The sequence below is a fragment of the Candidatus Gracilibacteria bacterium genome, assembly GCA_041658685.1.
Lineage (GTDB): Bacteria > Patescibacteriota > Gracilibacteria > UBA1369 > UBA12473 > JBAZZS01.
On sequence record JBAZZS010000001.1, the window covers coordinates 398058 to 413917 of the forward strand.

Consider the following 15860-nt stretch of genomic DNA (forward strand, 5'->3'; position numbering starts at 1 on the left):
TTTATTAAGTTAAATTTCCTCCCAGCTCCATTTTTCATCCTTAACTTCCAAATTCTTGACTTGTCGCGCTTCCAAAATTGGATCGTGACCAATTGTGATTATATCAGTATTGTTTTTAGTCCTATTAATTTTAGGCCCATATGCTAACCCTTCACAATTCCTATTGCGTAGAAAACCAATTTTTTCACTTGGAGAAAGACGATTATCTACATAAAGCTGGGTAAGATGTTCAACAATCTGTTTTAATGATTTTTGCCACTTTAAAACTGACAGTACCTTATTATTAAGTTTTTTATATCTATTATATGATTGATAGGTAACGATCCAAGCACGACTTACTTTTATATTTTTTATCATAGAAAATTTAATTTAACTCGCGAACCGGTTAGCCCATTTTGTTTGATATTTTAATATTTTTATAATAACTCATTGTATCCCCACAAAAAAGAACTAGCCAAACCAAACAAAAATAATAAACTAGGCGGTTTCGGATGTTTTTAATTACTATTACGTTATCATTGCTATTTTCAGTTAACTTTAATTTATTAAGTGAATTTTGTGCAATTGAGCCAAAAGTAAGATTTTTCATGCTTTTACCTGAAGAGTTGATTAGTATGTCATGTTGCTGAATTTCCTTATTCCTTAAATATTTCGAATGCCACAAATGTGTAAAAACATCTGCTCGTCTTTCCCCGGAACCACCTCCTAGTGAAGCTCTATTATGTCTCAAAATTTTCCAAGCAATACAAATAGCTTGAGGGATTTTAATAATAAAAGAACCAATGATAATTATTAAAAACCATATAACCTCCCATGGGAGATTTTGTTTGGCTAGTTCTTTCAGTTCTTCAAAGCTCATTGTTTATATTTAATTAAAATATCAGATAACGTTCGCAGCTGAGGCGACGTTTTAATGTCGCTTAGCCGCTGTTGTGTGTAGTATTTTGGGGTCTAAGATCTAATCCAGCTTAATAATGTCAGCAGATTTTTCCATGCAAGTGAATAGTCTATCGTAAGTAGTGTAATCATAACAATTAATATAGATATTATCCTATGCCCCCATGCATATTTTAATATTTTTAGTAGAAAAAGAAGCAACTGCCATATAATCCAAAAAGGATTAATATAATTCCATGCATTATTGGAAAAAGGTAAAAATTGCACTTTTTTCATTTCAGTTTGTCTAAGTAGTTGGTCTACAAGCTGTAAGAAACTTTTTATAGACTCGGATATATCAATAAAGCTTTGGCCCAGTCCCAGATAATATTTATGCGATGCGATACACACACCTTCCATTAAAGCACCTTGATCGCGAGTCATTAATTTTTTTGGAATATGTTTATTAATAAAATACGCTTTATCTCTGCCAAATTCTATTTTTTCTATTTTATCAAATAGTTCCTTTTCCTTTGGAATTTTATTTAAATTTATCGAAGAAAAAGCAATTTTTACCTCATTTAGATTTTTTTTAGATTCTTCCTTCATGGCAGTTGCTTCTTTTTCTAAATCATCTATTTTTATGGAAAAATCTGCTGACATTCGTCTTTCGATCTCTTCTTTTACTTCCTTAGCTTCTTTTTTTACCCAGCCATTGGGTATACCATTTATTCCGCCCCATTCTCCACTAAATCTTTGGTTGAGTTGTGGGGTTTGAAAATCTTTAAAATACATATGACCATGCCAACCAGCGAATGAACCGCTAAATGATTTATCAACTTCATTACAAACATTTATTAATTTTTTTGCGTTTTCTGCTAATAATTTTAATCTTGGAGAGATGTTATGATCAAACTCTTTTATAAGTAGTTTTATATTTTCTATTGCTTTATTTTTCATACTTTAGTGAAGAAAGGGGCGGTGAAACCTAAAATATTACACGAAACTCATCTCTAGACGAATAAAAATTTATCTAAAAACCTTACTACTTTACCACATCTCTTCATCCTCAAAAAGCAGGGAAGCCCTCAGTCTGAGCTGTTGCGAAAAATGCAATAACTGAATGGCGACCTAATTCACTATCTTTTAAATTTGGTCACTTCTTTAAAAATATTTATACATAAAGTTCAACGCTTAACTTTATATATATAAAGTTATATAAAAATCAGCCCAATCATTTAAGAATCTACTTTGAAAGCAGGGGAGCCCCTTCCTCTCCCCCCCATTTTCCTGTAAAATACTAAGATGGATTACAAACTCACCCTCAAACAAATCAAAGCTCTGGCCAAAAAAGGCGCCTTCGATCAGGCGTTGCAGCTCACGATTGCCCTCAAACAGGAGCATCAAAGCGACCAGCGCCTGCACCGCTGGATCAACAAATTCAAGGTTAAGGCCAAAAATCAGGAGGCCAAGGCAGCCGTGAATTTCATCAAAAACGGAATCAAAACCATCAAATCCCTTCGCAAATCCAAACAATTCGAGCTCGCCATCAAGGCCTGCGATGAAATTTTTGAAGTGGACCCGGACAATGCCAAGGTCAAAGTTTTACGCAACAAATGCGCCATCGACATCGTGGACCAAAATCTCGCAGACCAACTTTGCCGCACCTGGGAGCAGCAAAAAGAATACGAAAAATTGTATCTTTTTTATCAAAAACTCCTCAAGGTTTTCCCGGAAGTCAAAAAACTCAAAATTCTCATCAAAGCCACCGAACAAAAAATCATCATTGAAGATCAAAAACGCAAAAAAGCCTTTGCCGAAGCCAGTCTCGTGAAAATCAATCAGATGTTCGCGGAAGGCAAATACGAGCCCGTGATCGAGGCGTGCAAAGAGCTTCTCAAATACACGCACCAGGGTTCCACCGAAGCCATCAAACTTCTCAAACTCGCGCAAAAAGAAAACGGAAAAGAAATCGAAGCCCACACGTACGAATTTATGCGCAACCAATTGCCGCTCTTGCGGAAGAATTATGAGGATAAGACGGAGCCGATGATTAGGCTGTAGCGCCGCGGTCGATCAATTGGTCGCGTCTTTGCCCAACCCCCACATATCGAATCGGGCACTCGAGCCAGCCTTCCAACGCCAAAACATAATTCTTGGCATTTTCAGGAAGCGCATCCCAAGAATTCACATCATTGAGTGACGTTTTCCAGCCCGGAAGCGTCTTGTATTCCACCTCAACTCGCGCCAAATCCTCGAGTCGCGCCGGGAAATGATTGATTTTTTTGCCATCCAACGAATAGCCCACCGCCACCTTGATTTCATCGAGGTCGTCGAGCACATCGAGCTTGGTCAAATTGAGACACGTGAACCCATTCAGCAAAATCGAATAGCGGGTGAGGGGAACATCAAACCATCCGCAACGACGAGGTCGGCCGGTCGTAGAACCATATTCTCCGCCCGCTTCACGAATTTTCACTCCCAAATCATCGAGCAGCTCGGTCGGGAACGGCCCGGCCCCCACACGCGTCATGTACGCTTTGGTGATGCCAATGAGCTCGCCGAGATATTGAGGATTCATTCCGGTTCCGGTGAACACGCCGCCAATCGTGGGATTGGAAGAAGTCACAAACGGATACGTGCCGTGGTCGATGTCGAGCAACGCCGCATTCGCGCCTTCGAGCAGGACTTTTTTGCCTTGCTTAAGCGCAGTATTCAAAAACACCGCTCCATCGGTCATGCGCCCCAGCAATCGTTTTTGCTCGGCCTTCAACGCCGCCAATTCCGCAGACGGATCGTATTCAAATCCATACACTTTTTGATGCCACGCTAAATTCGCACGATATTTTTCTTCAAACGCCGCAAAATCAACGAGGTCGCACAATCGCAATCCGCGTCGATTGATTTTATCCGCATAGCACGGCCCAATTCCACGCTTCGTGGTCCCGACTTTTTTCGCGCCTTTCGCATCTTCTTGGCACCCGTCCACAATCTTATGATATTCAAACAACAGCGCCACGCGGTCCGAAATCCACACGCGATTTTCTACATCAAATCCCTCGCTCTTCAAAGTCTCCAATTCCTCCAACATGGTCGGGATGCTGAGCACGCACCCATTTCCAATCAGGCACTCCACATGCTCGCGCAAAAGCCCGCTCGGCAACAAATGGAAAATGAATTTTTTCACTTCGCCATTCAACGTGATTTGCACCGTGTGTCCGGCATTCGCCCCTCCTGTTGCGCGCGCCACAATATCAAAATTTTCACTCAAAATATCGACCAACTTTCCTTTGCCTTCGTCGCCCCATTGGGCACCTAAAATCACAGAAAGGTTGCGCGGGGTCGTCATAAAAGAGGTGGGTTAGGAGTTACGTGCGTACTATAAATGACGATCATAAAAAAAGGAATACAGACCGAAAATTAAGGGATGGCGATGTGCTTTTGACCAATTCCACAGCGCCAATCGGCTTGGTTTTCGCAACGCGGAACGATTGGCGCGAGGCATAGCGGGCGTTCGCCGCAGGAGCGAACGAACCGCGGTGGCCAAAAGTACGTTGCCATCTTTTAATTGGATTTTGCCCCTATTTTAAATTTCCGATATAGTGAATTCACCTAATTCATAAAATTTTAATTTTATGCTCACTACGGATCAAATCCGCCAACAAATCCCACACTGTTTGGCAGGGACGAATTTTGCGGCGCTTGGAGAACGTTACGAAGGGAAAGTGCGCGACAATTACACCAAAGATGGAAAACGAATTCTCGTCGTAACCGACCGTCTCTCCGCGTTTGATCGAGTGATTTGTCTTATTCCGTACAAAGGCCAAGTTTTGAATCAAATGGCCGAATTTTGGTTCACTCAAACCAAAGACATTTGCGACAATCATGTGATCGAATTCCCGGACCCGAATGTGGTGGTGGGCAAACAATGCACGCCGCTCGCCGTCGAAATGGTGGTGCGCGGGTATCTCACCGGCACAACCTCAACCTCGGTTTGGAGTCATTACAAAAACGGGGGACGCAATTTCTGCGGCAACCCACTCGAAGATGGCATGAAAAAAGATCAAAAATTCGACAAACCCATCTTAACGCCTTCCACAAAAGCCGAACACGGCTCTCACGATGAATCCGTGGCTCCGGAAGTTTTATTGGAACGCAACGTGATCACCAAAGCAGAATGGGATTATCTCGCGGACGTTTCGCTTCGCTTATTCGAACGCGGTCAAAAAATCGCCGCCAAACAGGGGATTATTTTGGTGGACACCAAATATGAATTCGGAAAAAACGCGGATGGAAAAATTGTGCTCATCGATGAAATTCACACTCCGGATTCTTCCCGTTTCTGGATTGAAAAAACCTACCAACAACACTACGAAAAAGGGGAGGACCAAGACAACATCAATAAAGAATACCTCCGCTTGTGGCTTTCGGAAAAAGGATTCAAAGGCGACACCGAAACCCCGGAAATCCCGGAAGACGTAAAAGTCGAAACCGCACGCCGCTACATCGAAGCGTACGAAAAAATCACCGGCCAAACATTTAAAGCCGACCCCTGCCCGGACATCAATGCCCGCATTCAAAAGAATTTAGCGAAATACTTTTAACACTCACCACGCACGAAGCGTAGCGAAGTGCGCTCTTCCCTCTCTCGCATTTATCCCCTAACTCCTAACTTATGCTCGTCCCTCTCATCCTCGGTTCCACCAAAGACAAAGAATTTGCCGCCAAAATCACCAAAACCCTCGATGAATTCGGCGTCCCGTACAAAATGATCATTGCCTCAGCGCACAAAGTCCCGGAAAAAGTCTTGGCCGCGATCAAGGAGCACGATGCCGAAGATTCCATTTGCTACATCACCGTGGCCGGCCGATCGAACGCCTTGTCCGGATTCGTGGCTGCCAATTCCATCCATCCCGTGATCGGCTGCCCGCCATTCGCCGATAAAATGGACATGTTTGTGAACATCCATTCCACCCTGCAAATGCCGAGCGATACCCCGGTTTTAACCGTGATCGATCCCCAAAACGCTGCCATGGCCGCGATCCGCATTTTAAGCGTCAAAGACTCCGGTCTTCGCCAAAAAATCAAAGATCATCTTTTAGCCCTTAAAAAATCTTTCGATCATGCCTAGCCCTCTCTTTGCTCTTTCTCCTCTGGACGGTCGCTACACCGACAAAACCGAGGAACTTTGCGCTTATTTTTCCGAAGGCGCGCTCATCCGCTACCGCGTGCACGTCGAGGTCGAATGGCTGATTCATTTGTGCAATCACGCCAAACTCGAGAGCACCCGCCGCCTCACTCCCGCAGAAGTGAAATTCCTTCGGAATTTGTACGAAAAATTCACAGAAAAAAGCGCCCAACAAGTGAAAGACATTGAAAAAATCACCAACCACGACGTCAAGGCGGTCGAATATTTTATTAAAGAGCAAATCAAAGACCACTGCCATTCGCTCAAGGACCTTTCGGAATTCATTCATTTTGCCTGCACCTCAGAGGACATCACGAATTTGAGCTATGGATTGATTTTGAAGGACGCGGTCACGCAAAGCGTCTTGCCATTGTTAGATAAAGTCTTAGATGCCGTGGAGGATTTGGTGAAAAAAGGCGCCAAAATCCCGATGCTCGCGCACACGCACGGCCAACCCGCGAGCCCAACCATAGTAGGAAAAGAAATGTTGAATGTAAAAATGCGCCTCGAACGCCAAAAACGCTTTTTAAAGAGCCAAGAATTTTTGGGAAAAATCAACGGCGCCGTGGGAAACTGGAACGCCCACACCTCGGCTTATCCCGAAATCGATTGGCCCACGGTTTCCGATGCGTTTATCAAGGGACTCGGCCTCACTCCAACCCGATACACCACGCAAATCGAGCCCCACGACTTCATCGCTGAATTGAGCCACACGCTCATGCGCCTCAACACGATTCTCATCGATTTTGACCGCGATTTATGGCTCTACATTGGAAAAAATTACTTCCTCCAAAAAGTGAAAGAAGGGGAGGTCGGATCCTCCACCATGCCACACAAGGTCAACCCCATTGATTTTGAAAACAGTGAAGGAAATCTGGGTTTATCAAACGCGATTTTCGATCACTTGGCCCTCAAATTGCCAATTTCACGCATGCAACGCGACCTCACGGACAGCACGGTATTGCGAAACCTCGGCGTAGGCTTCGGTTATCTGGTTTTGGGCTACAAGAGCACGCTCAAAGGATTGTCTAGAGTTTCAATCAACGAACCTAAATTGAGAGAAGAACTGCGTTCCCATTATGAAGTCTTGGCCGAACCCATTCAAACCGTAATGCGCCGCTACAAAATCGAAGGCGCGTACGAAAAACTCAAAGAACTCACGCGAGGCAAAGGGTTAACCAAGCCCGCATTTGAGTCTTTTGTGAAAAGCCTAAAAATCCCGGCTGCAGCCAAAACCCGTTTGCTCAAACTTACGCCTGAAACGTATGTGGGGCTGGCGGAAGAATTAACGATGAAGAGGAAATAACTTGTCACCCTGCACGTGCCAAAGGGGTGACTTCATGTGATGGGGTTGCGATCTTTTATTAAATATGTTAAAATATCAAGATAAAAATTAAAAACAAAAATCATGAGCAATCCATCAGAATCCTTTGAAAAAAGAGGCAATAACTCTGCAGCTCAAGAATTTATTCGAAGTCAGGGCGTTGAATTTACAATAGGATTGGATCAACCAGCACAAATATTATTTGCCGGGCCCAAAGAAAACGCAGAAGACGTGGCCTATCGTTTTTACAAGGGACAAAAAGGCTATCCACCTGAAACTGCAAGCCGAGCGGCAAAAACTCTTATGTTTAAATTCGGACAAGAAGCGAATTTTAAGCCCGAAGATTTAGAAAGAAGGGGCAGGGGATTAAATCTTCAATTTAAACCGGGAGCAATTGCCTTAGTTTTAAATCCTCGAGACCCAAGCACTTGGGTGATTGCTCAATTCCCGGAAGAACTAAACGCAAAACGAGTCCAAGCCACTCAACGTCGAGGATTGAAAGAAAAATTTGGAGCAAATCCTCGCGAAAAACTTTCTACGGAAATCGCTCGAATCTCTCATTTCGCACGATTATTGACCGTTGCCAATCGTGCCTCCCTGGAATCTCAATTGGGAATTCCAAGCAACGCGATTGTCACAACCCCCACGTCACTTTCCTTAGTACGAGAGGGTCCTTACAGTGGATGGCAATTCATCAATCTCAATGTTATGTTCAGAAAAAATGCCGCTCCCGGAAAAGTATACAGTTTAGGATTAAACCCAAAAACGGGTAGAGTAATCATTCTCGATGAAAACAACAAACAAATCCGTGAAGGACAACTGGCTGAAAATGGGGATCAAATCATCAATATGCCTAGACTCTTTGAAGTTGTAGCCCAACCCAAAGAGCCGCTCATTGTTCGCGCAAAACGAGAACTTTCCGAATTATTACGAAAAGCTCTCGGAGGAAAATCGTTTCAAGTTTATGACGCCAGCAATCCCTATTTCAATTTAGGCGCCTATCAAATTCGATTTGAAGGGGGAAAAACACTTTACGTCGCTGCACAACCCAACAATTCTTTTGATTCTAAAAAAACGGCTTTTCGTGTCACAGAGGGAACTATGACAGGGAAAGAAATTCTTCCTTGGACCACGGATCCAAATAGAGTAAATCAAACAATTCAGATGGAAATCGGTCCAACAAGATTAGTCTAAAATTAAAATTCCCTTTTCCCCCAGACTCCATTCCCGTATAATAAATACGTTGTTTTTCGAAATGCACCAGAGCTCTGCCATCACAGAGCGAGCAGGAGAAAAAATCCCCGAAAGGGGACGAGACTCTCCCGGCACGGCCCGTCATCGCCGCGAATGAAGCGCTCGGATCTCCGAGAATCAAGGTGGTACCACCCGCAAGGGTCCTTGGGAAAAGGGCCTTTTTATTTGTTAAAAAAATACCATGTTCAAACCTGTAGACCCCAAACAAAACTTTCCTCAGCTCGAAGCTGAAACGCTTCGCTATTGGAAATCAAAAAAAACCTTTGAAAAATCCGTGAGCCAACGTCCCGCCAGCAAAGAATACATTTTTTACGATGGCCCTCCGTTCGCCACCGGCCTCCCGCATTACGGTCACCTTCTCGCCGGCACCATGAAAGACGTGGTCCCGCGTTACTGGGCCATGCGCGGCAAACGCGTGGAACGCCGATTTGGATGGGATTGCCACGGCCTTCCGGTCGAATATGAGGTTGAAAAAGAACTCGGCCTTTCCGGCCGCAAAGACATTGAAGACAAATACGGCGTATCTGAATTTTGTGAAAAATGCCGCAGCATCGTACTTCGCTACACCAAAGAATGGGAAGAAACCGTGAACCGCACCGCACGCTGGGTCGACTTTAAAAACGATTACAAAACCATGGACCCAACTTTTATGGAGTCCATTTGGTGGGTTTTTGGTGAATTGTGGAAGAAAAAACTCGTGTATCAAGGCCACAAAGCCATGCACATCTGTCCGCGTTGCGTGACCCCGCTTTCCAATTTTGAAGTCACGCTTGGGTACAAAGACGTCACCGATCTTTCCGTGACCGCTAAATTTAAGGTTAAAGAACGAAAAAACACCTACATTTTGGCTTGGACCACCACCCCTTGGACCCTTCCGGGCAACATGGCGCTTGCCGTGGGCAACACCATCGATTACGGCGTTTTTGAGGAGAAAGAAACCCACAATCAATACATCATGTCCAAGGTTTATTTCAGCAATTTGAAACCCGAGGAAAAAGAAAAATACGCGCTCAAAGAAACCATAAAAGGCAAATCTTTGGTCGGACTTTCTTACGAACCGCTTTTCGATTTTTATAAAAAAGATGACCGAGAAGGTGCTGAAAAATGGTGGCACGTGCATCACGCGGATTTTGTGGCCACTGAAGAGGGGACCGGCGTGGTCCACACCGCCGGAGGATTTGGAGAAGATGATATGAAGTTTTGTGAAAAAGCGGGATTGCCCATCATCGTTCACGTGGGCATGGACGGAAATTTCACAAAAGAAGTGAAACCCTGGGCCGGCAAATTCGTTAAAACCCAAGAACAAAACATTGCCGCAGACCTCGAGAAACGAGGCCTCCTTTTCAAGCGCGAAAATTATCGCCACTCGTACCCTCATTGCTGGCGCTGTGAAAGCCCATTGCTCAACTACGCCACGAGCAGTTGGTTTGTAAAAGTTGAGCAAATCAAAAAACAAATGATCTCCGCCAATAAAAAAATCCATTGGGTCCCCGAATATGTGGGCACCAAACGCTTTGGCGATTGGCTCGAAAACGCTCGCGATTGGTGCGTGTCACGCAATCGTTTCTGGGGCACGCCACTCCCAATCTGGGCTTCTGAGGATGGCAAGGATTTCATCTGTATTTCAAGCATCAAAGACCTTGAAAAACGAACCGGAAAAAAGGTCGCGGATCTTCACAAGCACAAAATCGACAAACTCACGTTCAAGGAAAAAGGCAAACTCTATCGCCGCATCCCGGACGTGTTCGATTGCTGGTTTGAATCCGGCTCCATGCCCTACGCGCAAAGCCATTATCCGTTCGAGGGCAAATCCAAATTTGAGAAAAATTTCCCTGCCGAATTCATTGCCGAAGGCCTCGATCAAACCCGCGGGTGGTTTTACACGTTGGTGGTGCTCGGAGTTGCGTTGTTCGGAAAAGCGCCGTTCAAAAACGTCATCGTAAACGGCCTCATTCTCGCCGAAGACGGCAAAAAAATGAGCAAACGCCTCAAGAATTATCCGGAACCCGGCATCATTTTAGATAAATACGGCGCTGATGCCTTACGTTTTTACTTGATGAATTCGCCGGCCGTCAAAGCCGAACCCCTTTGCTTCTCTGAAAAAGGCGTTGAAAACGTGGTCAAAAACGTCATTTTGCCGATCTGGAATGCGTACAGCTTTTTGGTCACGTATTCCAATATTGATAAATGGAAACCCGCGAAAGGCGCAATCAAAAAGCCTAAAAACAAACTCGATCGCTGGATTCTTTCCGAACTTCACGCGCTCTTAAAAGAAGTCACCGAAGAAATGGATGGCTACAATCTCCAAGCCACTCGGCCGTTGTATCAGTTCTCAGACAACCTCACCAATTGGTACATCCGCCGTTCCCGCCGTCGTTTCTGGAAAAACGAGAACGACCAGGATAAAAAAGAAGGCTACCAAACCTTATACACCGTGCTCGCAACCTTGAGTCAAATCATGGCCCCGGTCATGCCGCTTCTCAGTGAAGCCATGTACCGCAATCTCGTGGGAGGGGAGTCGGTTCACCTTACCGACTGGCCCAAATTCCAAGCCGCCATGATCGACAAAAAGCTCAATCAAGAAATCGAGCTCGCGATTCAAATCGCCAAACTCGGAAATGCGGCCCGCGGTCGTGCCAAGATCAAAAATCGCCAACCCTTGAGTCGTGTTCAAGTTGGGCTCCCGGATCATTTACGCAAATTTTTAAAAGACGATCAACTTGAGGTTTTGCGCGAGGAATTGAATGTAAAAAAGATAGAAATCACCGACGATCCCAGCTCCATTGCCAAAGCCGTGGTTCACCCCAATCCAAAAATTTTGGGTCCCAAATTCGGAAAAGACGTCCAATTCATCCTCAAAGAAGCCAAAGCCGGCAATTTTGAACTTCTCGAAAACGGCAATGTCAAAATCGATTCCTTCGAACTCACGCCTGAAGAATTCAACATGGGCTATGAAAGCAAAGCAGGCATGGATGTGGAAAGCGACCACGGCATCATCGTGGCGCTCGACACCACCTTCACGCCAAGCCTCAAACGAGAAGGGATTGCTCGTGACCTGATCCGCACCATCCAAGATTTACGAAAAGAAGCGGATTACAAGGTGGACGACCGCATTGAAGTGTCGATCGAAGCCGTGGATGAGATCAAAGAAGCGGTGGAAGAATTCAAAAAATACATCTCCACCGAAACCTTGGCCAATAATCTTTCCTTAAAACCATTGCCCAAGCCCGATAAAACCAAACTTGTAGAATGGGAAAACGGGAAGACGACAGAGGTAAGAGTCAAACGATAAAAATAGGGAAGAGGACCGTGGCATTCTTTTGGCCACCGCGATCCGATCGCTCCTGCGGCGATCGTTCGCTATGCCTCGCGCCAATCGTTTCGCTTTGCGAAAACCAAGCCGATTGGCGCTCCGGAATTGTCCAAAAGAACACCACAGCCTCTTCTTTTTATGAATACAAGTTTACAAATAGGGAAGGTGGGGATGTTTTTGAGAATATTTCCCATCCAAATTGGGGATCATGATCCCCAATTTGTCGTGAAGCGCGTACATGTTAGCGCGAACGATTTGATGGGCATATTCGAGAAAATATTTCCACCTTCCCAAAAATCTTGTAAAAAAGCTTTTATTCTTTATACTATCCTCATGCAACGCACTCTCAAAAAACTCGGATTTTCCATCGCCTTCAATATGGGCGCCCTTTACGTGGCCGTCGAACTTTTGGAAGAAGTGAATTACACCGGCGGTTGGCTCTTTTTTGTGGTCGCAGGCGCTATCATCGGATTTCTCAATGTCTTCGTAAAACCCATCCTCAAATTCCTCTCTTTACCTCTTATTTTCGTAAGCGCCGGATTCTTCTTAATCGTGATCAACGCCCTCATTATATGGTTCACAGACAAAGCTTTAGAGGTCTTGGACTTTTCTAACATTGACTTTCAGATCCAAGGAGTCTTAAACTTCATCCTCGTAGCCGTCATTTTCGGCCTCGTGAACTGGTTTGAGCATTGGCTCTTCAAACGTTCCCGTTAAAACTATTTTCTAAAAAATCTTCCCATGATCGAAGTGATCAAAATTCTTCAAATCGCCAGCGCCCTTTTCCTCTCCTTTCTTATTTTGATTCAATCTCGGGGAAATGGCCTTTCCGCCACCTTTGGAGGAAGCGGAGGTTTTTACGCCACCAAACGCGGAGCTGAAAAAGTCATTGCCATGATGACAATCATTACCTTGATTGCCTTCTTGATTTTATCTTTTTTCGCCTCTGTCCTTTAATCATCACAACGTGCACCCTTTAAACAGGAAGTCCTCCCGAAAAAAAAGTCGAGAGTTTTCGATAATCAATCGAACTTTTAAATTTTATTCTCGAAAAGAACGCATTGTTTCAATTGTTTTGGCAATCGTGATGCTCTTTTCCGGCTGGCAATTGCTGGCAGGGGATTGGGGCCGTAGCATCACCAGCGTCATCACGGGCGGCCACAATTATAATGAAGGCATGGTGGGAGAAATCATTCGCCTCAACCCGGTATACACGGAATTGAATGAAGTGGATCAAGACATCACGAGTCTTATCTTTGAGGGGCTCACCAAATACGATCCTCAGCAGAAAAAATTTGTGGAAAACATGGCCACCCACACACTCGATGACACCCAATCCATTTATACGTTTACGTTAAAAGACGGACTGACTTGGCATGACGGTACTCCGGTCACGGCGGACGATGTCTATTTCACGTATCATGATGTCATCCAAAATCCGGATTTTGAAAACCCGATTTTAAAAGAAAGTTTCTCCGGAGTCACTGTGGAAAAAATCGATGAAAAAACAATCAAAATGACCTTAAAAGAAGTCAATTCTTTCTTTTTCACGCAACTCACGGTTGGGATCCTTCCCCAACATTTGTTGGCCGATGTCCCGGTGAGTGAATTGGATAGCAATGATTTCAATCAAAAACCCATTGGAAACGGCCCATATCGAGTCACTGATGCCTACGATCGATCCACGGATGGAATCACCGGTATTTCTCTCGAATATTATGAAAATTATTGGAAAAACGATTCTCCCGAGATTACGGAAATCAATTTCACCGCCTATCCCACGTATGAAGACCTTATTAAAAATCGCGGAAAATTACATGGAATTGCACGGGTTCCCAATTATCGAATCGAAGAAGTGAAACAAGACCGATTCATTCAAAATGCGTATGCGCTTCCTCAATATACGGCCTTATTTCTTCAGACCGATGACGAAGAATTGGTGAAAGAAAAAATCCGTATCGGCATTCAAAAATCCATTGATAAAAAAGCTATTGTGGATGCCATTGGATACGATTATATTGTGGATACCCCCCTCCTAGAGCTCTCCCAAGAAGATTGGATCAATCAACCCAACACCGAAGAAGCGGCCGGGGCTTTTTTTGAAGCCGGATGGCCATTGGATGAAACAAGAGGCGTTCGCATCAATGAAGACGGAGATCAAATTTTGGCGTTCACATTGGTAAGACGTTCTTACTCGGATCTTGAACAAGAAAAAGTCGCCAAAACCACCGCCGATATGATTGCCTCACAATTGGAAGCGATAGGCGTAACCGTCACGGTTGAGGCGTACGATATCGCCCCTTTTCAAGAAAAAGTAAAGAATCGCGATTACGATTTATTATTGTACGGACAAAATCTGGGTTACAACCTCGACACGTATTCATTCTGGCACTCCAGTCAAGTTGGAGATGGGTTAAATCTTTCCAATTACGGCAATGCCAAGGCTGATTTTTATATTCAAGCCATTCGCAGCACCTTTGACGATGAATCGGAACAAAAAACAGAGTACCTCCGAAAACTCGGAGAAATCATCAACAACGACGTGCCCGCGGTATTTCTTTATCGTCCCACCTATTATTTTTTAGCGGACGAACGTTTACAAAATATTTACACCGAAAATCTTCTCTTCCCTCAAGACCGTTTCTCAAATATACTGCAGTGGACCGTTCAACCGTAAGGTAAATTATTATTATTTAAAGCTCATTTTTCCATGGAAGTCGTTTTAGTCAAAGATGTTCCCAACTTGGGACGAAAAGGTGAAATCAAATCCGTTAAAAGCGGGTATTACATGAATTTTTTAGCGCCTCGAGGCAAGGCCCTTCGCATTACGCCCAAACTCCAAAAACAATTGGATGAAAAGAAAAAGCAAATGATAAAGCGAAAAGCCGAAATGCTCGAAAAGATCGAGGAATTCGTGAAAAAAATTGAAAAACTCATTATCACCTTTAAACGAAAAGCCACAGCCAAAGGCAAGCTTTACGCCGGGGTGACTGAACAACAAATTCAACACGAACTTGAAAAACACCTTAAGATCGAACTCGAAAAAGGGTGTATCAAGGTGGCTGAACCTATCAAAGCGGTAGGGGAATTCGACGTCACGGTAGCCCTTACGGAAAGCGCAACTGCTGCGTTTAAAGTGGCGGTGGAGACTGATAAGTAACATTTGTCACCCTGAGCTGAATGTTAGCGCTGTCATGGTGAGGCTCTCGAACCATACAGCGCGTCGCACAACGAATAAGTTAATTAAACCTTCTATTGGCTCAAGTATTATCCACCGGTGCCCGCATTTTAGGCCTCGATTATGGCGACAAGCGAATCGGGGTGGCGATTTCAGACCCCGGGAAAACCGTGGCTTTTCCACGTATAGTTTTATCCAACCGCGGGGATGAAGCGGTTTTGGCTGAACTAAAAAAACTAATCGAATCCGACCCCATCGAACGCATCATTCTCGGCTGGCCCCTCAGCCTCCAAAGTGAAGTCACGGATCAAACCCGTAAAACCGAACGGTTTTTGAATGTATTAAAAGGAGCGCTCACTATCCCAATTGAAGTTCTCGATGAGCGCCTCACCACGATCCAAGCTGAAAAAACCGGGGGGGACGACTCGGTGGCGGCCCAGATTATTCTGCAGACGTGGTTGGACAAGTCACGAAGCGCAGCGAAGTGACTTTTCATGTACTCAAAAATCAAAATGGCTTATTTAAGCCAAAAATCGAAGCAAAGAGTCTGCCCGGGCACACTTTTTATATCAATCTTTCTCTGCCATGCCCCTCAAACCCTGCCTCAACTGCGGCCAATCTTTTCACCTCACCGAAGAAGATGTGGCTTATTATCAAAAAACAGACGTCCCGGAGCCCACCTGGTGCCCTCTTTGCCGAGAAATGAGACGAATGGCATGGTGTAATG

Annotated in this window: 15 protein-coding genes; 11 read left to right on the forward strand and 4 right to left on the reverse strand. The window is 44.6% G+C overall.

Annotated features, from left to right (window positions below; all coding sequences use genetic code 25):
- Window positions 1-9: 9 nt before the first annotated feature.
- The 3 genes from WC882_01530 to WC882_01540 all read right to left on the reverse strand — a co-directional run bounded on the left by WC882_01530 (window position 10) and on the right by WC882_01540 (window position 1836).
- Entirely contained in the window at window positions 10-357 is a 348-nt protein-coding gene (locus WC882_01530) for a hypothetical protein (protein MFA5842340.1), read from the reverse strand.
- 28 nt (window positions 358-385) lie between these two features.
- Entirely contained in the window at window positions 386-859 is a 474-nt protein-coding gene (locus tag WC882_01535; GenBank protein MFA5842341.1) for a hypothetical protein, read from the reverse strand.
- 92 nt (window positions 860-951) lie between these two features.
- Window positions 952-1836 (reverse strand): hypothetical protein, encoded by an 885-nt coding sequence (locus tag WC882_01540; GenBank protein ID MFA5842342.1) that lies wholly within the window; start codon window positions 1834-1836, stop codon window positions 952-954.
- A gap of 345 nt (window positions 1837-2181) precedes the next feature.
- Here WC882_01540 and WC882_01545 point away from each other — a divergent pair, with 345 nt between their 5' ends.
- Window positions 2182-2940 (forward strand): hypothetical protein, encoded by a 759-nt coding sequence (locus WC882_01545; GenBank protein ID MFA5842343.1) that lies wholly within the window; start codon window positions 2182-2184, stop codon window positions 2938-2940.
- On the opposite strand, the gene WC882_01550 is transcribed toward WC882_01545, so the two are convergent.
- Window positions 2930-4225 carry an adenylosuccinate synthase gene (locus WC882_01550; protein MFA5842344.1) on the reverse strand — a complete coding sequence of 432 codons (1296 nt, stop codon included), beginning with the start codon at window positions 4223-4225 and terminating at the stop codon, window positions 2930-2932. The genes WC882_01545 and WC882_01550 overlap by 11 nt on opposite strands.
- Window positions 4226-4511: 286 nt before the next feature.
- On the opposite strand from WC882_01550, the gene WC882_01555 reads away from it, so the two are divergent.
- From WC882_01555 to ruvX, 10 genes are all read left to right on the forward strand, one after another.
- On the forward strand, window positions 4512-5480 hold the full coding sequence (locus tag WC882_01555) for a phosphoribosylaminoimidazolesuccinocarboxamide synthase (protein ID MFA5842345.1): 969 nt from the start codon (window positions 4512-4514) through the stop codon (window positions 5478-5480).
- 71 nt (window positions 5481-5551) lie between these two features.
- Complete coding sequence (locus WC882_01560) at window positions 5552-6007, forward strand: AIR carboxylase family protein (protein ID MFA5842346.1); 456 nt, start codon at window positions 5552-5554, stop codon at window positions 6005-6007.
- A complete protein-coding gene (gene purB / locus WC882_01565; GenBank protein MFA5842347.1) occupies window positions 6000-7370 on the forward strand; it encodes an adenylosuccinate lyase in 1371 nt (456 codons plus the stop codon). Before WC882_01560 ends, purB begins: the two co-directional genes overlap by 8 nt.
- 102 nt (window positions 7371-7472) lie before the next feature.
- Window positions 7473-8582: a hypothetical protein gene (locus tag WC882_01570; GenBank protein ID MFA5842348.1), complete on the forward strand. Its 1110-nt coding sequence runs from the start codon at window positions 7473-7475 to the stop codon at window positions 8580-8582.
- A gap of 241 nt (window positions 8583-8823) precedes the next feature.
- A complete protein-coding gene (gene ileS / locus WC882_01575; protein MFA5842349.1) occupies window positions 8824-11934 on the forward strand; it encodes an isoleucine--tRNA ligase in 3111 nt (1036 codons plus the stop codon).
- Between the two features lie 354 nt (window positions 11935-12288).
- A complete protein-coding gene (locus WC882_01580; protein ID MFA5842350.1) occupies window positions 12289-12672 on the forward strand; it encodes a phage holin family protein in 384 nt (127 codons plus the stop codon).
- Between the two features lie 24 nt (window positions 12673-12696).
- Window positions 12697-12912, forward strand: a complete 216-nt coding sequence (gene secG / locus WC882_01585; protein ID MFA5842351.1) for a preprotein translocase subunit SecG — start codon at window positions 12697-12699, stop codon at window positions 12910-12912.
- Window positions 12913-12922: 10 nt separating this feature from the next.
- Window positions 12923-14632 (forward strand): ABC transporter substrate-binding protein, encoded by a 1710-nt coding sequence (locus WC882_01590; GenBank protein ID MFA5842352.1) that lies wholly within the window; start codon window positions 12923-12925, stop codon window positions 14630-14632.
- 33 nt (window positions 14633-14665) lie between these two features.
- On the forward strand, window positions 14666-15115 hold the full coding sequence (rplI, locus tag WC882_01595; protein ID MFA5842353.1) for a 50S ribosomal protein L9: 450 nt from the start codon (window positions 14666-14668) through the stop codon (window positions 15113-15115).
- A 95-nt stretch (window positions 15116-15210) separates the two neighbouring features.
- Window positions 15211-15858 carry a Holliday junction resolvase RuvX gene (gene ruvX, locus WC882_01600; protein MFA5842354.1) on the forward strand — a complete coding sequence of 216 codons (648 nt, stop codon included), beginning with the start codon at window positions 15211-15213 and terminating at the stop codon, window positions 15856-15858.
- Window positions 15859-15860: the final 2 nt, after the last annotated feature.